The sequence below is a fragment of the Psychrobacter sp. genome (assembly GCF_030454045.1).
Lineage (GTDB): Bacteria > Pseudomonadota > Gammaproteobacteria > Pseudomonadales > Moraxellaceae > Psychrobacter.
Genome location: NZ_JAKDJE010000002.1, coordinates 56,989 through 77,194, shown reverse-complemented (window position 1 = coordinate 77,194; position 20,206 = coordinate 56,989). Strand labels below are relative to the sequence as shown.

Below are 20,206 nucleotides of genomic sequence, written 5' to 3'. Positions count from 1 at the left end.
TGGCAACGCATCAAACGTTGGATGGGTGTTTGCTCATGGTGTTGTCATTGGTGTCAATCGTATTCGCATCCCTATTAGCGTTTACCCAATAAAGCGCGAATATTGGCCAAATATTCATCAGCCACTTTTGCCGGATCTTTAGTGGCTTGTTTCTTTTTGGCCTTGGCGGGCCAGTCGATATGATCTTCTGGCAGCTCATCCAAAAACCGTGATTCTGAGGTCACGCGCATTTGACCACCAGCACGGCGCTGGGTTGCCAGTGTCAGTGTCAGCTCACGGCGCGCACGGGTGATGCCCACGTACATGAGGCGACGCTCTTCTTCGATCGTCTCACTCATAATAGAGTTACGATGTGGCAGCATTTCTTCCTCAAGCCCCATGATATAGACAAAGTCAAACTCCAAACCTTTTGCAGCATGTAAGGTCATTAGATTGACTTTGTTGGTGTTCTCTTCTTCTTGCTGCTGCTCAAGCATATCGAGCAAGACCAGCTTACGGATGATGGTATCAATCGTCCGATCCTCGTCCTCTTCCGCGCGATTAATGAGCGATTGGATACTGGTATAGAGCATATCGATATTATCAATACGGTTTTTTTCTTGCTGCGGGGTTTTGGCATCGCTACGGACAAAATCAATATAGCCCGTCTCATCAATCATTTGGCGTACGATTGGCACAGGGTCAGGGTGTTGATCGAGCTCACGTGTATAGTGCTCGATGAATTCGCCAAACTCTTTGATCGTGCCATACGCTTTTGACGGCAACACATGAGCCAAGCCGGCATGAGTACAAGAAGCCAGTAGCGAGATACTATGCTCTTGAGCAAATAAGCCAAGCTTTTCTAGCGTCGCAGGTCCCATACCGCGCTTGGGCGTATTGATAATACGCAAAAACGCGCTGTCGTCTTCGGGGTTCAAAATCAGGCGTAGATAGCCCATGATGTCTTTGATTTCACTACGGGCAAAGAAGGATTGACCGCCTGATAGCTTATAAGGAACTTGTAGCTGGCGCAATTGTGCCTCAAGCATTCGTGCCTGAAAGTTACTGCGGTAGAGCACCGCATACTGCTCCCACTCATTGCCAAACCGCAATTTGTGCGTGACAATCTCTTTGGCGACGCGCTCAGACTCATCGTCATCATTACGGCAATTGATGATGCGGATTTTCTCGCCTTGGCCTTTATCTGACCACAGTTTTTTCTCAAATAAATGCTCGTTGTTCAGAATAACGGCATTGGCTGAGGTCAAAATACGCGTGGTAGAGCGGTAGTTTTGCTCAAGCATGACGATTTTTAGTTTTGGAAAGTCCTCTTTTAGCAGCGCCATATTTTCAGGTTTTGCCCCGCGCCACGCATAGATAGATTGGTCGTCATCACCCACCACCGTAAATCGCCCTTGCGGTCCAACCAAATGCTTAATCATCTCGTACTGAGCGGTATTGGTATCTTGGTACTCATCGACCAACAGATAACGGATACGGTTTTGCCATTTGTCACGCAGCTCTCTATTTTCGCGCAGTATCTTGGTAGGTAGCACAATCAAATCATCAAAATCGACGGCGTTATACGCACGCAAGTTACGCTCATAAAGCGCATAAAGCGTCGCAAAAATCATTTCTTCTGGATCGTCTAAGGTTTCCACTGCCTTGTCAGGCTCAATCAAATCGTTTTTCCAATCAGAAATCATCTTGATGGCTTTGCCGACCAGCTCGCGGCTTTCAGCACCACTCAAGTTGTCGCGCATCATAAGCTCCATCAAGAGGCGCTTACTGTCATCGCTGTCCATGATAGAGAAGTTACCTTTTAGTGGCGTATGCATCAGCTCATAGCGCAAAAACTGCAGGCCAAATTGGTGAAAGGTCGAGACCGTGAGGCCGCGCGTTTTTTCACTTGGGAGCAGTTTGCTCACACGCGCTTTCATCTCACGTGCCGCTTTATTGGTAAAGGTCACCGCTGTGATGCGCTCGGCTGGCATATCGCATTCTTGAATCAAATAGGCAATCTTGCGGGTAATCACGGAGGTCTTACCGGAGCCGGCACCTGCGAGTACCAGTAGGGGGCCGGATACGTAGAGCATGGCCTCGGATTGTTTGGGATTGAGTTGACTCATAACGTGACCTGTAAGACAAAAGCAAAAAGAGAGTAGGACTGATAGTGCACAAGCAAATGAGGGCCATGCCTATCATCCAAATCAATATCATCGTGATAACTGAATAGTATGTATTATAAGGATAATAGTGTTTAGGAGTTGATGATGACATATCATCAAATTAGGTGGGTCATTATAAAGCAAAAATGATGACTTTGGGGCGGAGTTGATCGACGAAAACGCCCATCGAGTTGACTGAGTTTTGCTTTGAATGGTCGCAGTGTTTACTTGGCTCAGAAAGCATGGATTTGGGGTTAATATAAGTTATCGTCTATATCATAATGTAAAATGAGAAAAAACATATTTTTTTACACTTAAAATGACTGTTCAATGCAGTTAAAAACTAGCTTTTAAACACTGAGATGCGTATAGTACGTAAATAATTTATGCCAGTTGTTACGTCATTATTGACCACGTGTAATGAGCTATTAAATCAATTAAGTACGCAGTCAGATATGATATTGATTTAATACGTTGATCTTACGTTGTTAGAAGATGCGTTGGGCGACCAGCCTTTATCTATCCGCATACATAGCGGAATCTCTACCGTTGGTCAGGTCTGACACCGTCGTCAATAAGCTCAATAATTGGTTATTACCAGCAAAATACCTAACATGTGACTCAATGACAGTTACTTAAATACAGTAGCAGTGACTTAAATACAGTGACAGTTGCTTTGTGTTTTCGTCTGTGTTGACCTGTCGCAAGATGACCTTGATTGGCATTGCTTGCACGGCGTCTGACACTCGATTGGGTGAGGAGCACGTATTATCATGTCTGCTTTTAATTGGTCAGCCATTGCTTTTATCTTAGCCGCCATTGGGCTAGTTGTCTTTATGCTGGTGGTACCGCGCTTACTTGGCGGTCGCTCTCAAGGCTCACAAAAAGAAGAAATATTTGAAGCGGGTGTTGTCGGATCTGGCAACGCCCGTATTCGTTTGTCTGCTAAATTCTATTTGGTCGCGATTTTCTTTGTGATTTTCGATTTAGAGGCGCTGTATCTCTACGCGTATTCTGTGTCAGTACGAGAGGCCGGCTGGCTTGGTTTTGCCGCTGCTGCTACCTTTATCACTATTCTGATTATCGGTTTGATTTATGAGCTGAGTCTGGGCGCGATGAACTGGGCACCTGCTGACAAGCTGCGTAAAAAGGCACGCTTATATGCCGCGCCTGCTGGCTTTAACTTAGCAGATATCACCAAGTTTGATGGTGCTCATGAGCTGATGGTCGATCCTACTGGTAAAGTACCCGCGCAATCATCCGGTCAAATCAATGTCTCAAACAATATTGAGACAAACCGTCGCCATCTACAAAACATTGATCATATCAATACCACAGGTAATGTGACTTCTGTGGATTTTGCGACGTCTGCACAAAACGACAAGCCTGCAAACTAGTGAGTGCTGCTGGCTTTCGCTGATCGCATTTTGTTGCAACGATTGCTTGTGATTGGCCCCTTATTAATAACGAAATTTTTGGCGACAGCGTATACAAGATGAGTGTGACGCCAAGCCTAATATAAAGGTTGTATGTTATGAAATACACATTAACAAAAGCCAACCCTGATGCAGATACCTATCCTGCGCAGACCCGCCAAACGGTCAATGATCCGATTGAGGATGAAGTCAATAAAAACGTCTTTATGGGTCGTCTAGAAGATCTCGTTCATTCAACAGCAAACTGGGGTCGCAAGCACTCACTGTGGCCATTTAACTTTGGTACTTCTTGCTGTTATGTTGAATACGCTACTACCTTAACCGCCGTTCATGATTTGTCACGCTTTGGGGCCGAAGTTATCCGCGCCTCACCCCGTCAGGCAGACGTTATGATCGTTGCTGGTACATGTTTTGTCAAAATGGCCCCTGTTATTCAGCGTCTTTATGAGCAAATGCTTGAGCCAAAATGGGTCATCTCTATGGGTGCTTGTGCCAACTCAGGCGGCATGTATGACATCTATTCTGTCGTACAAGGGGTGGATAAAGTGATCCCTGTTGATGTGTATGTGCCAGGCTGTCCGCCACGTCCAGAAGCATTGATTCAAGGCTTGATGTTGCTACAAGAATCTATCACCAAAGAGCGTCGTCCGCTGGGCATCCATGTCAATGAGCAGGGGGTCTATCAACCGCAGATGACCCCTGAGCGTGACCGTAAACAAGCAGATCGTATTGCTGTAAAAAACCTGCGCAGCCCTGATAGCATCTAAATTTAGATAGCATGTAGATTTAGCAACCTCAATATTTTATGCGCTCATCATGGTTTGGTTATGACTGACATAGCTTAACTGTGATTGACATCGCTCAGTTATGATTAATGAAGGAATACATCATTCATGGTCACGGTAGTCGAAAACACAGATCCTAAGATCAAGCCCGTCCCAGCCGTCATCACAGAGCTGGAGCAAAAGTATGCTGGTAAATTTGTCGTACAGCACACTGTGGATGAGATTCCAACAGTCTGGGTGGCGCGTGCAGTTTTATTAGACGTGCTTTTATTTTTGCGCAAACTGCCCAAGCCCTACGTCATGCTATTTGATTTGTCAGCCATAGATGAGCGCTTGCGTCAGCATCGTGCAGGGTTACCTGACAGTGACTTTACGGTGTTTTATCATTTGATGTCGCTTGAGCGCAATAGCGACGTACGCGTCAAGGTCGCGCTGAGCGAAGACGATCTCAATGTGCCAAGCGCGACCAATATTTGGCCAAACGCCAACTGGTATGAGCGCGAAGTGTGGGATATGTTCGGTATTGTCTTTAGCGGTCATCCGCATTTGACTCGTATTTTATTGCCAAAATACTGGGAAGGTCATCCACTACGCAAAGAGTATCATGCGCGTGCGACGGAATTTACCCCGTACTTCTTAAATACGGCCAAGCAGCAATACGAGCAAGAGAATCTGCGTTTTGTCCCAGAGGAGTGGGGTATGAAACGCTCAGGCCGCGATGAAGATTTTATGTTCTTGAACATCGGTCCTAATCACCCGTCCGCTCACGGTGCGTTTCGCTTAGTACTACAGCTAGATGGCGAGGAAGTCGTCGATTGTATCCCTGATATTGGCTACCACCATCGCGGTGCAGAAAAAATGGCTGAGCGTCAAACATGGCACTCATTCATCCCTTATACCGACCGTATCGATTATCTGGGCGGGGTGATGAATGAGCTGCCTTATATCATGTCGGTGGAAAAGCTCGCTGGGATTACCGTCCCACCTCGCGCCGAAACTATCCGTGTGATGATGAGCGAGTTTTTCCGTATTACCAACAATTTGCTATATGTCGGTACATTCATTCAGGATGCAGGTGGTATGACCCCTGTATTTTATATGTTTACCGATCGCCAAAAAGCCTATGACGTCATCGAAGCCGTGACAGGCTACCGTATGCATCCGGCTTGGTTCCGTATTGGCGGTACGGCGGCTGACTTGCCACGTGGTTGGCAGCGTTTGGTTCGTGAGTTCTTAGATTGGATGCCAAAACGCTTGGACGAGTATGTCAAAGCAGCACTACAAAACAGCGTGCTCAAAGGTCGCACCCAAGGCGTCGCTCAGTATAATGCCAAGCAAGCATTGGCTTGGGGTGTGACAGGTGCAGGTTTGCGTGCGACTGGTGTAGACTTTGATTTACGTAAAGCGCGTCCTTACATGGGCTATGAGAATTACGATTTTGAGATACCGGTTGGCTACAACGGTGATGCTTACGATCGCTGTATGGTCAAAGTTGAGGAGATGCGTCAATCATTGCGTATCATCCGTCAATGTATGGACAACATGCCACAAGGCCCCTATAAAGCAGATCATCCACTGGCCGTACCACCGCCGAAAGACCGTACACTGAACGATATCGAAACGCTGATTAACCACTTTATCTCCGTATCATGGGGTCCTGTAATGCCAGCGGGTGAGTGTACGACGATTGTCGAGGCGACCAAAGGTCTGAACAGTTATTATATTACCTCAGACAAAGCCACAATGAGCTATCGTACGCGTATCCGTACGCCAACGTTTGCTCATATACAGCAGATGCCATCGGTCATTAATGGCTCACTGGTTTCTGATGCCATTATGTATTTGGCATCGATTGATATTGTGATGGCGGATTGTGATCGTTAAAGCCGCTGCTTCAAAAGTATTTGTTCATCAATAGATTATTGCCTGATGGCACACCAAAATGCTGTTACCTGTCAATAAAACCACAGTGGTAATTAGACTGATATTGGCTTGTGATAGAGCAGGATGAGTGAGGAAAGACAGAAGATTATGAAAATTGTTTCCGATAAAATGCCAAAAGTAGATGTGGCCAGCATCCTCACCCCTGAGGAGATTGCTGCCATTCATGAATATATGCATCACTATCCCCATGCGCGCGCCGCCTCGCTAGATGCTCTGAAAATCGTGCAAAAACGCAATGGCTGGGTCGATGACGCGCAAGCAAATGCTATTGCCAATATCCTAGATATTCCGATGTCAGACATGGATGGGGTCGCCACTTTCTTTAACCGTATCTATCGCCAGCCTGTCGGTCGCCATGTGATTCTCATATGTGACTCTGTGGCTTGTTATTTGACAGGTTATGAGGCGCTGTCGGCTGAGATTAGATCGCAGCTGGGTATAGAGTACGGTCAAACCACTGCTGATGGACGTTTTACCCTATTGCCAATTTGCTGCTTGGGCAACTGTGATAAGGGACCAGCGGTACTGATTGATGAAGACACTTACGGCCCTGTCCAGCCATCTGAGGTCGCGCAATTATTGGAGCTATACGCATGAGTTTAACGATTTCAGAGCAAATTGCTCGTCGCGGTCAAGGCCAAGCGCCAAGCCAGCTAAATGCACAGCGTGTTCCAATCTATGGTGACAAAGCGACCGCCACTAGCGAAACCAAGCCATTGACGTGGCGTTTGGCGCATCATGATGCGGTGCTTGATTTAGCCACTTATGAGTCTCTAAAAGGCTTCACTGGTCTAAAAGAAGCGCTATCTAAATCGCCAAAAGACGTCGGTAACATGATCAAAGCGGCCAATGTTCGAGGTCGCGGCGGTGCAGGTTTTAACGCAGGTCTCAAATGGTCATTTATGTCGCCGCCAGATGGTTTGCCGCGCTATCTCATCTGCAATGCGGATGAAATGGAGCCGGGCACGTTTAAAGATCGCCTCTTAATGGAGCGTCTACCTTTTCAGCTGATCGAAGGTATGCTCATTACCGCTCATGCGATTGGTGCTACTGACGGTTATATTTTTATTCGCGGTGAATATATCTTGGCGGCTGAGCGTTTGGTCGCTGCTATCGATGAGTGCCTAGCCAATAATCTGATGGGCGACAATATTCTAGGCTCAGATTTTAGCTTTAATTTGCACGTACATACGGGCGCTGGCCGTTATATCTGTGGTGAAGAGACCGCACTGATTAACTGCCTAGAAGGCCGCCGCGCCAACCCCCGTACCAAGCCGCCGTTCCCACAAATCTCTGGGGCATGGGGTCGTCCAACCGTTGTCAATAACGTTGAGACCTTATGTAATATGCCAGCGATTTTGAATCACGGTGTCGAGTGGTATCAGTCATTATCTGAAATCAAAGGTAAAAGCAAAACGCCGGGCACCAAATTATTTGGCTGTTCAGGCTTGGTCAATGATCCAGGTCTCTGGGAGTTACCCTTTGGTTATACCGCTCGAGAAATCATTGAGGATTTGGCAGGTGGTATGAAAGACGGCAAAACCCTCAAGGCTTGGCTACCAGGCGGGGCCTCAACGGACTTTTTGACCGCCGATCATTTAGATGTGGTCGTGGATTTTGATGCCATTCAAGAGGCTGGTAGCCGTATGGGTACGGGGCTTATCATGGTCGTCGATGAGTCGCAAGATATGGTGCCGTTACTTCGTAACCTTGAGATTTTCTTTCAGCGCGAATCATGCGGCTGGTGTACACCGTGTCGTGATGGTCTACCGTGGGGCGTCAAATTGCTGACCGCTATCAATAATGGTGAGGGACAAGTGGGCGATGTCGAGAAACTAGAGGGTCTGACGCGTGATTTGTGGATTGGCAAGACGTTTTGTGCCCATGCACCAGGTGCGGTGGAACCCCTAATGAGTGCGATTAAATATTTCCGTCCAGAGTTTGATCAAAAAATCGCGCAGGCGGTTGGTGTCGATGTGATTGATGCGGCAGCCAACCAACAGCCAGTAGCGAAATAAGGAGAGCGGCATGGCAGTCATACATATTGATGGAACCACTGTCGAAGTAGATAGCAGCGACAATTTACTACAAGCCTGCTTATCACTCGGCATTGATGTGCCGTATTTTTGTTATCATCCAGCCCTAGGCTCAGTAGGCTCATGTCGTCAGTGCGCGGTCAAGCAATTCCAAAACGCTGATGACATGAAAGCAGGGCGTGGTCGTCTGGTCATGTCATGTATGGTCGCTCCTGGCGATGATATGTACATCTCTGTGACGGACGATGAAGCCAAAGCGTTCCGCAAGTCCATGGTTGAGCTACTCATGACCAACCATCCACATGACTGTCCAACCTGTGAAGAGGGTGGACATTGTCATTTGCAAGACATGACTTATATGTCAGGTCATAGCCGTCGTCGCTATCGCTTTACCAAACGCACGCATCAAAACCAAGAGCTTGGTCCTTTTATCGCGCATGAGATGAACCGCTGTATCGCTTGCTATCGTTGTGTACGCTTTTATAAAGACTACGCGGGCGGCGAAGATTTGGGGGTGTATGGCTCAAACAACCGCGTTTATTTTGGTCGTGATAAAGATGGGCAGTTTGAAAGCGAATTTTCAGGCAACTTAACCGAAGTGTGTCCAACGGGTGTGTTTACTGATAAAACGCACTCTGAACGCTACAACCGTAAATGGGACATGCAGTATGCACCCAGCATCTGCCACGGCTGCTCAGCGGGTTGTAATACCTCGCCAGGCGAGCGTTATGGCGAGTTGCGCCGTGTTGAGAACCGCTACAACGGTGACGTAAATCGCTATTTCTTATGTGACCGTGGTCGCTTTGGTTACGGCTATGTCAATCGCTCAGATCGTCCGGTGCAGGCGCTTGAGCGTATCAATGACAAGCATGTCAAAATCAATATTGACTATGCGCTTGATGAGACCATAAAACGACTCAAAGACAAAAAAGTCATCGGTATTGGCTCACCGCGCGCCAGCTTAGAGACCAACTTTGCGCTAAAAAACCTGGTTGGCTTTGATAATTTCTCAACAGGTCTAAACCACCAGCAGCAAGCATTGGTCAATAAATGTATCGAAGTGCTCAGCACTGAAGGTATCTATAATCCTAGCATGACTGATATTGAAGCACATGATGCTGTATTGGTGTTGGGCGAAGACATCACCCAAACGTCATCACGTGTCGCACTGTCAGTACGTCAAGCCGCAAAAAATGAAGGCCTAAAAATGGCGGCGGCACTACAGACGCAGCCTTGGCTCGCTGAGCCCGTCAAACGTATCGCTCAAGATGTCCTAAGCCCAGTCTATGTCATCGATGTAACCCAGACTAAGCTAGAAGACATCAGTAAAGTCAGTGTGGTCGCAACCCCTGAAGACATCACAAAGCTTGGTTTCAAAGTTGCTGATGAGATTGCAGATTTTGCTGATGATCTACAACAAGTGACAGACCCACAGGCGACTGAGCAAAAAAACACGGATGGCAATGATCATACCGATGGTATGCAAATGCTGGCCAAACAAATCGCTTATGATTTGATTCAAGCCGATCAGCCGTTAGTGGTCTCGGGTAGTAGCTTGTCTTCTATTGCACTCATAGAAGCGGCGGCGCAGATCACCCAAGCGTTGACCCAAAAACGTGCCGCCATCAAAGCGACTGAGCAGCAGCAGGTTGAAGCGCATAATGCAAAAGTTCAAGCAGCCCAAGCAAAAGCGGCTAATGATCAGCCTGAAGAAGATAAAGAGCTGTCAGCCAAGCCGGATAAGCCTCAAACTGGCTTAAATACAGAAGCACAGGATGATGTCGAGCGTGAGCCAGCAGAAAATCTTGAGTTAAAAGAAGTAAACAAAAATTATCAGGCGCAAGCTGGTATTTATCTAACCGTTCCTGATGCCAATAGCATGGGCGTGTGTATGCTTGGTGGTCAGTCTGTTGAAGAGCTACTGGCGACCGATTTCGATGTGGTGGTGGTCGCAGAAAACCAGCTAACAGATGCGATCGATGCCAATAAACTCACGCAGCTACTGAGCGACAAAACGGTCATTGCACTTGATCATCAACTGCTCGATTGGCACAAAGATGTCGATATTGTATTGCCAGCAGCAAGCTTTGCAGAAGCAGACGGTACATTGATATCGGCGGAAGGCCGTGCGCAGCGCTTTTTCCAAGTCTATGACAATAACTACTATCATCCCATGAGCGGTATTAAAGAGGGCTGGCGCTGGATACATGCCGTGCACAGTAGTATTGAAGGTCGTGATGTCGATTGGACACAGCTTGATGATGTCATCAATGCATTAATCGCAACGCATCCCAAATTGGCTGGTATTAAAGGTGCTGCGCCTGAAGCGGATTACCGTATTACTGGTCTCAAAATCGCGCGTCAGCCACGTCGTTACTCAGGTCGTACTGCTATGCGTGCGCCAATCTCAGTGCATGAGCCGATGCAGCCAAAAGATTTGGACACTGGTTTGACCTTCTCAATGGAAGGTTATAGCGGTAAAGAAGCACCAAGCTCGATGATTCCTTTTGCCAATGCGGCAGGTTGGAACTCCCCGCAGGCGTGGAACAAATACCAAGACAAAGTCGGCGGTCATCTGAAAAATGGTGATCCAGGGGTGCGTTTGTTTGACCAACTAGAGCGCTTGGCGACGCGTCAGTACGTGGCACCGCAAATTATGTCTGCAAACACCACTAATATAGAGCAAGGCCAAGCAAAGCTAGTGCCTATCTATAATATTTATGCCAGCTCAATGATGGCATCACGTAGCCCAATCGTCGCAGAGCAGCTTCCAGTGGCGGCATGGCGTGTCGGTATAGATGATGCCAAAGACTGGAATATTGCTGCTGGTGATTATCTAGCCATTGAAATCGATCATCACCAAGTGACTTTGCCAGTGCAGCTTGTCGAGTATTTGGCAGAAGGTTGTATCGGTTATCCAGTGGGGCAGGTGGATATCATCCATCCATCGATGCCCGCGTCGGTGCGTAAAGTAGATGCACCGGTGACGATGATGGGTAGCATGGCTGATGATACGACCAACCATAACGACACGGCGCAAATGAACGCAGCGCCGACCACCACACAGGAGGTGTAATATGCAAGTTACCCGTATTATCCCTGATGTGCCAAGCTTTTTGGCGGGTAGCATGAGCTTTGATACTTGGTCTATTCTGTTTTTGGTGGGTCAATCATTGGTCATCTTTTTGGTCGTGGTATTGGTTGCCGCAATAATGATCGTTTATGAGCGCCGTATGCTGGCCTTATGGCAGGATCGCTATGGGCCAAACCGCGTAGGACCTTTTGGGTCGTTGCAGCTGGTCGCCGACATGCTCAAAATCTTCTTTAAAGAAGACTGGACACCTAAGTTTACTGATAAATTTATGTTTACCTTGGCGCCTGCAGTTGCGATGTTTACTGCCTTGGCGTCATTTGCCATTATTCCTATCTCACCGACACTGGGCGTGGTTGATTGGGATATTGGTATTCTGTTTTTCTTTGCTATGGCAGGCATTGCGGTATATGCCGTGATGTTCGGTGGCTGGGCCTCTGCCAATAAATTCTCATTACTTGGTGGCTTACGCTCAGCAGCACAGACGATCAGTTATGAAGTGTTTTTGGGCTTGTCATTGATGGGCGTGGTTGCGCTAACAGGCTCCTTTAACTTGCGTGCTATTGTTGAGTCGCAAGTCGACGGCTGGTATATCATTCCGCAGTTTTTTGGCTTTTTAACCTTTGTGGTGGCGGGTGTGGCAGTGACGCACAGACATCCATTTGACCAACCAGAAGCAGAGCAAGAGCTGGCTGAAGGCTATCATGTTGAATATTCGGGCATGAAGTTCGGTATGTTCTTCATCGGTGAGTATGTCAACGTTGTTTTGATTTCTGCCTTGATGACGTGCTTGTTCTTTGGTGGTTGGCTTGCGCCTTTTAACTTAGATATTCCATTTATTCCACCAGCTTTTTGGTTCATGATTAAAACGCTTTTCTTTATGACCATGTTTGTTTTGGCTCGAGGCTCGCTCATGCGCCCGCGTTATGATCAGGTGATGAATTTTGGCTGGAAAGTATGTCTGCCCGTAACCTTGATCAATCTGTTGGTTACAGCTGCGGTCATTTTGATCTTTTCCCCAACGTTATAGTCATTACTAGCCATCACTGATGAATTAGGGTAAAGCTGATAAGGATAATAATCCCATGTTTACTACCATAAAAAAGACCGTCATTGGTATATTTACCATTGTCCGCAGCATGTGGATGGTCAACAGTCACGCGCTCAGACCGCGTGACACCATTCTTTATCCTGAAGAGCCGGTACCAGTACCGCCACGTTTTCGCGGACGTATTGTGCTCACACGTGATCCCGATGGAGATGAGCGCTGCGTGGCTTGTAACTTGTGTGCGGTGGCCTGTCCTGTCGGATGTATCTCATTACAAAAAGCGGAGCGTGAAGACGGACGCTGGTATCCAGAGTTTTTTCGTATCAATTTCTCACGCTGTATTTTTTGTGGATTGTGTGAAGAAGCCTGTCCAACGACAGCCATTCAAATGACCCCAGATTTTGAGCTGGGTGAATATAAGCGCCAAGACTTGGTCTACGAAAAAGAGCATTTGCTCATTTCAGGACCGGGTAAATACCCTGATTATAACTATTATCGTGTGACAGGTATGGCGGTAGCGGACAAACCAAAAGGGGCGGCACAAAATGAGTCTGCACCGATTGATCTAAGGAGCTTGCTACCATGATGAATATTTTGAATCATCCTGAGCTGGCTGGATTTTATTCACTGGCGGCAGTGGCGATATTTGCCAGCTTGCGCGTCGTGACTCAGGCCAATCCAGTACATGCTATTTTGTCGATGATTGTGTCATTACTGGCAATCGCAGGGATATTTTTTGTACTAGGTGCGCCATTTGCTGGTGCACTTGAGATTGTGGTCTATGCCGGCGCTATCATGGTGCTATTTGTCTTTGTCATTATGATGCTCAATCTGGGCATGAGTAATGAGGAGCGCGAAGAGCGTTGGCTCGATGCTGGCACATGGGCGATACCGACAGGATTGACGATAATCATTGCCGTTGTGCTATATGCGATGATTGGTATGGGTCATGATGATACCGTGATGATGGGAGGTACCACAATCTCTGCCAAAGCAGTGGGCACGGTACTGTTTACCAAGTATATTATGCTCGTTGAAGTAGCAGCCTTACTACTATTGGCGGCTTTGGTTGCCGCCTATCACTTGGGTAAAGAGTCGATTGATGAAGAGATAGTCGGTCATGCAAGCCAAGATTTTCAGCCAAGCGTTGGTAGTATTGAGCAATATGAAAATGACAGTATTTATAACAACAATGACTATACAGATAGTGACGCCGTAAAAATGGCTAAGCCTTATGAATATAAAGATGTTGACCCGCATGACTATGTAGGTAAGCAAGTAGGTGTACAACGAGTCACGCGCAAGGAGTCAGACTAATGGTACTAGCAGCGAGCGTGGCACAAGATGTGTCAAACGTGCCGTTTGCCCACGAGGTGGCAGGCTTAGTACAGCCAGCTGCTGAGGCGCAAAATGTACTGGGTATGATACCCATGAGTCATGGACTGATTTTGGCAGGTATTTTATTTGCCATCGGTCTGTGCGGCGTCATGGTAAGACGTAACTTTCTGTTCATGCTCATGAGCCTTGAGATTATGATGAATGCGGCGGCATTGGCATTTGTGGTGGCGGGGAGTCGCTGGGTCGATCCAGACGGACAGATTATGTTTATCTTTATTTTGACGTTGGCCGCGGCTGAAGCATCAATCGGTCTGGCAATATTATTGCGTTTTTACCATCAGCGTGGGCATCTCGATGTCGATAGCGCCAATGAGATGAAAGGATGATGTCATGAGTTTATTACCATTAACCTTTATATTCCCGCTCATTGGCTTTTTGATTTTAGCCTTTATGCGCGACAAATTATCAGAGACGGTTGCAGCGATTGTTGGCGTGGGTAGCATGCTGTTATCAGCATTATGTACGCTAGTCGTTAGCTATACCTTTTTGACCACCAATCCAGCTGGAACGGTAATTGAAGTTCCGCTATGGACATGGTTCCAAGTTGGCGACTTTGCGCCGCATTTCGGTTTGAGCTTTGACGGTCTTGCACTGACCATGACGGGTGTCATCACTGGCATTGGCTTTTTGATTCATCTATTTGCTTCTTGGTACATGAAAGGCGATACAGGTTTTGCCCGTTTCTTTAGCTATATGAACTTGTTCGTGGCCAGTATGTTATTACTGGTACTCGCAGATGATTTGTTCTTGCTATACCTTGGTTGGGAAGGCGTTGGCATCTGTTCGTACTTACTCATTGGTTATTATTACCGCGATAGAGCCAATGGCCGCGCGGCGATGAAAGCGTTTACCGTCACGCGTGTCGGTGATGTGTTCTTAGCCTTCGGTTTGTTTTTATTATTCCGCGAATTCGGTACGCTTAATATTCAAGAAATTATTACGCGCGCCCCAGACGTATTCGATATCAATAATCCAACGATGATACTGACTACGATGATGTTGGTTGGCGGCGCGATGGGTAAATCAGCGCAGTTGCCACTACACACATGGCTTGCTGATGCGATGGCAGGCCCAACGCCCGTATCGGCATTGATTCACGCCGCGACGATGGTAACGGCAGGCGTTTACCTGATCGCCCGCCTGCATCCATTGTTTGAGCTAACGCCAGGTATTTTATTGTACTGGGTCGGCGGTGTCGGGGCGTTAACGCTCGTGGTCGCTGGATTTTGTGCGCTTGCTCAAACTGATATCAAACGTATCCTTGCTTACTCGACCATGAGTCAGATTGGCTATATGTTTTTGGCCTTAGGCGTGGGCGCGTGGCAAGGGGCTATCTTCCATTTGATGACCCATGCTTTCTTTAAAGCATTACTATTCTTATCATCAGGTGCGGTCATCCTTGCGGTACATCACGAGCAAGACATCTTTAAGATGGGCGGTCTACGCAAAAAGATACCATTGGTATTTTGGTGTTATATCGTTGGTGGCGGAGCACTCGCTGCGATACCTTGGGTCACCGTTGGTTTTTATTCTAAAGAAGCGATTCTTTGGGAAACTTATGCCACTGGTCACTTAGTACTATTTTACATGGGTGTTTTTGGTGCATTCTTAACGGCAATTTATACCTTCCGTATGATCTGGATTGTCTTTTTTGGTGAAGAAAAAACCCATGCGCACAAGCTATCAGGGCTGTCTTACTGGTTACCTTTGACGGTATTACTTGTATTGTCTACCGCTGTTGGTGCATGGATTACACCGCCACTACAAGGTGTATTGCCAGAGAGCGTGGGTCACTTATTAGAAGTCGCGGGTCAAGACCATGCTAAGCACACCGCAGAGTATATCGCGATGGGTGCGATGGTGGCCGGCTTGATATTGGCAGCACTATTATATGTGGTCAATAAAGGACGCTTGCTCACGAGCTTTAAGCGCTCACGTATCGGCGGGGCGCTATATCATTGGTGCTATCATGGCCTAGGTTTCGATGCGCTGTATGATTTAATTTTTGTCAAATCCTTTTTGTTCATCGGCCGCTTATTAAAAGCTGACCCTATCGATAAAACGTGGCTATTCTTGCCTAAGCTGGCTTCGGCAGGTAATAAAGTATTGTCTGCCACACAAACAGGGTCACTTCGAGGTTATGCTACAAGCTTTGGCTTGGGTATGGCTGTATTGCTGGTGCTGGTAATGATGACGGTGGTGTAAAGATGATTGAGTTACAACAAACGTGGATGCTACCAGCATTAATCGCAATTCCTTTTATTGCAGGATTGCTATGCTGGGTGGTAGAGCGATTTAATAAACGTCTGCCGCGCTGGATTGCCTTGATCGGTATGATGTTGACCTTTGCCTTGTCATTGGTGCTTTGGCAGCAGGGCGATTTTAGTGGAATGAGTAAGCAGGTGATCGCGCCGGATGCAAACGTGCCATGGGTCGCTGAGTTTAGTGTGCCGTGGATACCAAGCTTTGGTATCAGCTTTCATTTGGCGCTAGATGGTTTGTCGCTGCTGATGGTGGGTCTAACAGGGCTGCTCGGTATTGCCGCTGTCGCTTGTTCGTGGAACGAGATTCAGCGCCGTGTGGGTTTTTTCCATCTCAACTTACTATGGAGCTTGGGCGGTGTCATCGGTGTGTTCTTAGCCATTGATCTGTTTTTGTTCTTCTTCTTTTGGGAGATGATGCTGGTTCCTATCTATTTCTTGATCGCGCTATGGGGTCATGATGTGGTGGGCAAAACCAAAGAGTACGCAGCGACCAAGTTCTTTATTTATACCCAAGCGTCTGGGCTAATCATGCTCATCGGTATCTTGGTGTTGGTCATTATCAGCTACGCCCAAACAGGGGTGGTCAGCTTTAACTATAATGACTTGCTCGGTACGTCACTTGGCGGTTGGGAATATCCGATTATGCTGTGCTTCTTTATCGGTTTTGCGGTGAAGTTGCCGATTGTACCTTTTCATGGCTGGTTGCCAGATGCGCATGCGCAGGCACCAACGGCAGGTTCGGTGGATTTGGCTGGGGTTCTAATTAAGACTGCTGCCTATGGTTTGATTCGTTTTGTGTTGCCGCTATTCCCAGTAGCGTCACAAGAGTTTGCACCGATTGCCATTACCTTGGGGACGATTGGTATCTTTTATGGGGCGTGGCTCGCCTTTATGCAGACCGACATGAAGCGTTTGCTAGCGTATACCAGTATCTCGCACATGGGCTTTGTGGTACTAGCAATCTATGCTGGAACATTACTCAGCTTACAAGGTCTGATGATTCAGATGCTTGCGCACGGGCTTAGCTCAGCCGCACTATTTATCATGGCAGGGCAGCTATATGAGCGCCTGCATACACGCGATTTGACCTTGATGGGCGGTATGTGGGGACAGTTCCGTTACTACGCACCGATCTTGATGTTCTTCTGTGCAGCGTTGCTGGGTATCCCAGGTACAGGTAACTTCATTGGCGAGTTCATGATTTTATTTGGCTCATTTGCTCAGTATCCTGTGTTTGTAGTGTTTGCGACATTCAGCTTGGTGCTTGCAGGTCTATACTCACTTATTTTGATTCATCGCGCGTTATTTGGTGAAAACAACATCGCTGCATTGGCAGAGCGAGAGACTAAGTCACATGGGTTGCCTGCACGTAGATTAAAAGATTTGGGCAAGCGCGAGCTGTCATTACTATTGATGTTAGCGGCTGGTTTGGTATGGCTCGGATTATATCCACAGCCGTTCCTTGATACCTCAAGTCACGCAATGCAGTGGATCAACAACGCATATATATACAGTCAAGTGACACAGGTAGATGCGTCGCAACTGCTTGATGTAATGGAGGCACGTTAAGTCATGAATGAGATTACAATGAATGATTTGATAGGGCTTGTGCCTTACGCGCCGATTATCGCCGTAGTGATTACGGTACTCGTGGTGATGATTGCCATCACTATCAAGCGCTCGCATATGGTCACTGGTACAATTACCGTGGTCGGTTTGAATATTGCTCTGGTTACGTTACTTGGGCAAATGACAGGCTTTATCGAAAGCGGTGCTATCGCGCCAAATGCTGAGCAGTTATTTGTGATTGATAACTTTGCTCAGTTCAATATGGTGGTGATCCTGATCTGCGCATTGGCTTGTTGTACGCTATCGTATGCGTATCTGGCCAACCTCAAAGACAATAAAGAAGAGCTGTACTTGCTCATGCTGCTGTCGACTGTTGGCGCGTTACTCATGGTCAGTGCTCAGCATATGGCGTCATTCTTTATGAGTCTAGAGATGTTGTCAGTGCCTTTATATGGCTTACTCGCTTACACTTATATGCGTAACCGCTCGCTTGAGTCGGGGCTGAAGTATCTAGTGTTGTCGGCGACCGCGTCAGCGACTTTACTCATGGGTATGGCCTTTATCTATGCAGAAGTAGGCTCACTAGCATTTAAGCCAATCAGTATGGTGCTAGGCAATTTGTTTGAATCGCCACTACTGATATTGGGTGCGGCGATGATGATGTTTGGGATTGCCTTTAAGCTCTCTGCGGCCCCCTTTCATATGTGGACGCCAGATGTTTATGAAGGCGCGCCTGTACCTATTGCGACCTTTTTGGCGTCTGTCTCAAAAGTTGCCATGATGGCGCTGGCGGTTCGATTCTTAATCGATACCTCTTTATTGGCATTGCCATCGGTGCAGATGTTATTGATGGTGATGGCAACCTTGTCTATCTTGGTAGGTAACTTGTTGGCTGTGCGTCAGACCAGCCTCAAACGTCTATTGGGCTATTCGTCTATTGCCCATATGGGTTATGTGATGATCGTTATCGTCAGTATTGGTGCTGCCGCTGATAGCATCTCTAGTATGTATATGGCGGTGTATGCCTTTACGTCTATCGGTGCTTTTGGTGTGGTGACATTAATGTCGAGTCCATATCGCCTATCTGGTGAAGCCGATGAGTTGACTCATTATCAAGGACTATTCTGGCGTCGTCCAGTATTGACCGCTGTGATGACTATCATGATGTTGTCACTGGCTGGTATTCCATTGACCGCCGGCTTTATCACCAAGCTATTTGCGATCTTGGCGGCGGTACAGGGCACCAACTGGTTCTTGGCTGCGATGATTATCCTAGGTAGTGCGATTGGTCTATTCTACTACTTGCGCGTGTTACTCACACTATTCAAACGTCCTAAGCAGTTCATCGAGTTTGACGTGTCTGGACAATGGGGTATTCGTACCGGCGGTATTATGGTAATTGCTGTGACTGCGATTATCCTGTTCTTTGGTATCTTGCCAAATAGCATGATTGAATGGGCAAGTTTGGCTCGTATTTGGTAGTATCAAGAATCAGCAGTAAATACGTTTTATCTACGGTTACGGTTAAAAAACCAAGATGCGCCCGCTTTATGATAAGCTTGGCGCATCTTTTTTTGCTTAATTTTTGTCTTTGGCAAAACTATCTTATAAAAATACCATTTAATAAAATATGAGTGATGAACAGTTATGAGTGATAATATTCAAACGGTAACGGTGCTTAGCAAAACCACATGGACGCCAAATTTATTTAGCTTTACCGTCAGCCGTCCTGATAGTTTTAAGTTTACTGCCGGACAGTTTGTGCGTTTGGGGGTCAACCCCAGTCGGCTGAAGTATTATCAGCAGGTTGAGGCAAGTGATGAAGCATTGAATGAAGATATCTTTCGAGCGTATTCAATTGTGTCTTCGCCCTTTGATGAGGTGCTAGAGTTTTTTTCTATTGTGATTCCTGATGGTGCTTTTACCTCACAGTTGCAGCATCTACAAGTGGGCGATGAGCTACTCCTTAACACCATGCCATTTGGGTTTTTGACTTTGGCGCGTTACCAAAAACCCCTACCTAAGGACTTGTGGCTGCTTGCCACAGGCACTGGCCTTGCACCGTTTTTGTCGATGCTCCAAGACCTAAAGACATGGGAGGATTATGAGCATATTGTACTGGCCTATAGCGCTCGTTCGACGGATGAGCTTGCTTACGTTAAGCAAATCGAGCGCTTGCAAGACGATTTTGGCTCGCTGGTTGATAATCCTGCAAAGCTGATTTTCATTCCTATCGTCACCCGAGAGACTGTTGACGGCGCATTATCAGAGCGACTACCAAAACTGTTATTAGAAGGCACGTTGCAAGCGCGCGCGGGTATCGCATTAGATGTTGATACCACCCATGTCATGCTGTGCGGCAATCCAGATATGGTAGAAGACACTAAAGAAGCGTTAAAAAAACTAGGATTGGTCATGAATCGCCGAGGTGAGGGTAATATTGCTGTTGAGAACTATTGGTAGTACCCACTGACGATTGTCTCATTTA

15 protein-coding genes are annotated in these 20,206 nt (G+C 47.1%); 14 read left to right on the top strand and 1 reads right to left on the bottom strand.

Annotation, left to right across the window (positions count from 1 at the left end):
• Positions 1-74 precede the first annotated feature (74 nt).
• Positions 75-2,108, bottom strand: a complete 2,034-nt coding sequence (locus tag L0G63_RS00775; protein ID WP_301448933.1) for a UvrD-helicase domain-containing protein — start codon at positions 2,106-2,108, stop codon at positions 75-77.
• An 812-nt stretch (positions 2,109-2,920) separates the two neighbouring features.
• Here L0G63_RS00775 and ndhC point away from each other — a divergent pair.
• The 14 genes from ndhC to L0G63_RS00705 all read left to right on the top strand — a co-directional run bounded on the left by ndhC (position 2,921) and on the right by L0G63_RS00705 (position 20,181).
• Positions 2,921-3,544 carry an NADH-quinone oxidoreductase subunit A gene (ndhC, locus tag L0G63_RS00770; protein ID WP_301448932.1) on the top strand — a complete coding sequence of 208 codons (624 nt, stop codon included), beginning with the start codon at positions 2,921-2,923 and terminating at the stop codon, positions 3,542-3,544.
• A gap of 137 nt (positions 3,545-3,681) precedes the next feature.
• The gene (locus L0G63_RS00765; protein ID WP_277077716.1) at positions 3,682-4,350 is read left to right on the top strand and encodes an NADH-quinone oxidoreductase subunit B family protein; all 669 of its coding nucleotides are present in this window, start codon (positions 3,682-3,684) and stop codon (positions 4,348-4,350) included.
• Between the two features lie 126 nt (positions 4,351-4,476).
• The gene (nuoC, locus tag L0G63_RS00760) at positions 4,477-6,252 is read left to right on the top strand and encodes an NADH-quinone oxidoreductase subunit C/D (protein WP_301448931.1); all 1,776 of its coding nucleotides are present in this window, start codon (positions 4,477-4,479) and stop codon (positions 6,250-6,252) included.
• Between the two features lie 147 nt (positions 6,253-6,399).
• The gene (nuoE, locus tag L0G63_RS00755) at positions 6,400-6,909 is read left to right on the top strand and encodes an NADH-quinone oxidoreductase subunit NuoE (protein ID WP_301448930.1); all 510 of its coding nucleotides are present in this window, start codon (positions 6,400-6,402) and stop codon (positions 6,907-6,909) included.
• On the top strand, positions 6,906-8,330 hold the full coding sequence (gene nuoF / locus L0G63_RS00750) for an NADH-quinone oxidoreductase subunit NuoF (protein ID WP_301448929.1): 1,425 nt from the start codon (positions 6,906-6,908) through the stop codon (positions 8,328-8,330). Before nuoE ends, nuoF begins: the two co-directional genes overlap by 4 nt.
• Before the next feature lie 10 nt (positions 8,331-8,340).
• The gene (gene nuoG / locus L0G63_RS00745; RefSeq protein ID WP_301448928.1) at positions 8,341-11,424 is read left to right on the top strand and encodes an NADH-quinone oxidoreductase subunit NuoG; all 3,084 of its coding nucleotides are present in this window, start codon (positions 8,341-8,343) and stop codon (positions 11,422-11,424) included.
• 52 nt (positions 11,425-11,476) lie between these two features.
• Complete coding sequence (gene nuoH / locus L0G63_RS00740) at positions 11,477-12,469, top strand: NADH-quinone oxidoreductase subunit NuoH (protein WP_301448952.1); 993 nt, start codon at positions 11,477-11,479, stop codon at positions 12,467-12,469.
• A gap of 55 nt (positions 12,470-12,524) precedes the next feature.
• Positions 12,525-13,073: an NADH-quinone oxidoreductase subunit NuoI gene (gene nuoI, locus L0G63_RS00735; protein ID WP_010198902.1), complete on the top strand. Its 549-nt coding sequence runs from the start codon at positions 12,525-12,527 to the stop codon at positions 13,071-13,073.
• Positions 13,070-13,804: an NADH-quinone oxidoreductase subunit J gene (gene nuoJ / locus L0G63_RS00730; RefSeq protein WP_301448927.1), complete on the top strand. Its 735-nt coding sequence runs from the start codon at positions 13,070-13,072 to the stop codon at positions 13,802-13,804. Before nuoI ends, nuoJ begins: the two co-directional genes overlap by 4 nt.
• Positions 13,805-13,902: 98 nt before the next feature.
• A complete protein-coding gene (gene nuoK, locus L0G63_RS00725; protein WP_025653102.1) occupies positions 13,903-14,211 on the top strand; it encodes an NADH-quinone oxidoreductase subunit NuoK in 309 nt (102 codons plus the stop codon).
• Between the two features lie 4 nt (positions 14,212-14,215).
• Positions 14,216-16,090: an NADH-quinone oxidoreductase subunit L gene (gene nuoL, locus L0G63_RS00720; RefSeq protein ID WP_301448926.1), complete on the top strand. Its 1,875-nt coding sequence runs from the start codon at positions 14,216-14,218 to the stop codon at positions 16,088-16,090.
• Between the two features lie 2 nt (positions 16,091-16,092).
• Positions 16,093-17,718: an NADH-quinone oxidoreductase subunit M gene (gene nuoM / locus L0G63_RS00715; protein WP_301448925.1), complete on the top strand. Its 1,626-nt coding sequence runs from the start codon at positions 16,093-16,095 to the stop codon at positions 17,716-17,718.
• A gap of 3 nt (positions 17,719-17,721) precedes the next feature.
• Positions 17,722-19,200 carry an NADH-quinone oxidoreductase subunit NuoN gene (gene nuoN / locus L0G63_RS00710; RefSeq protein WP_301448924.1) on the top strand — a complete coding sequence of 493 codons (1,479 nt, stop codon included), beginning with the start codon at positions 17,722-17,724 and terminating at the stop codon, positions 19,198-19,200.
• Between the two features lie 165 nt (positions 19,201-19,365).
• Positions 19,366-20,181 carry a ferredoxin--NADP reductase gene (locus L0G63_RS00705; RefSeq protein WP_301448923.1) on the top strand — a complete coding sequence of 272 codons (816 nt, stop codon included), beginning with the start codon at positions 19,366-19,368 and terminating at the stop codon, positions 20,179-20,181.
• The last annotated feature ends 25 nt before the right edge of the window (positions 20,182-20,206 follow it).

Coding starts and splice junctions, on each gene's coding strand:
- nuoM (WP_301448925.1), top strand. CDS start 16,093: ATGATTGAGTTACAACAAACGTGGATGCTACCAGCATTAATCGCAATT.
- nuoL (WP_301448926.1), top strand. CDS start 14,216: ATGAGTTTATTACCATTAACCTTTATATTCCCGCTCATTGGCTTTTTG.
- nuoI (WP_010198902.1), top strand. CDS start 12,525: ATGTTTACTACCATAAAAAAGACCGTCATTGGTATATTTACCATTGTC.
- L0G63_RS00705 (WP_301448923.1), top strand. CDS start 19,366: ATGAGTGATAATATTCAAACGGTAACGGTGCTTAGCAAAACCACATGG.
- nuoH (WP_301448952.1), top strand. CDS start 11,477: ATGAGCTTTGATACTTGGTCTATTCTGTTTTTGGTGGGTCAATCATTG.
- ndhC (WP_301448932.1), top strand. CDS start 2,921: ATGTCTGCTTTTAATTGGTCAGCCATTGCTTTTATCTTAGCCGCCATT.
- nuoC (WP_301448931.1), top strand. CDS start 4,477: ATGGTCACGGTAGTCGAAAACACAGATCCTAAGATCAAGCCCGTCCCA.
- nuoN (WP_301448924.1), top strand. CDS start 17,722: ATGAATGAGATTACAATGAATGATTTGATAGGGCTTGTGCCTTACGCG.
- nuoE (WP_301448930.1), top strand. CDS start 6,400: ATGAAAATTGTTTCCGATAAAATGCCAAAAGTAGATGTGGCCAGCATC.
- L0G63_RS00765 (WP_277077716.1), top strand. CDS start 3,682: ATGAAATACACATTAACAAAAGCCAACCCTGATGCAGATACCTATCCT.
- L0G63_RS00775 (WP_301448933.1), bottom strand. CDS start 2,108: ATGAGTCAACTCAATCCCAAACAATCCGAGGCCATGCTCTACGTATCC.
- nuoJ (WP_301448927.1), top strand. CDS start 13,070: ATGATGAATATTTTGAATCATCCTGAGCTGGCTGGATTTTATTCACTG.
- nuoG (WP_301448928.1), top strand. CDS start 8,341: ATGGCAGTCATACATATTGATGGAACCACTGTCGAAGTAGATAGCAGC.
- nuoF (WP_301448929.1), top strand. CDS start 6,906: ATGAGTTTAACGATTTCAGAGCAAATTGCTCGTCGCGGTCAAGGCCAA.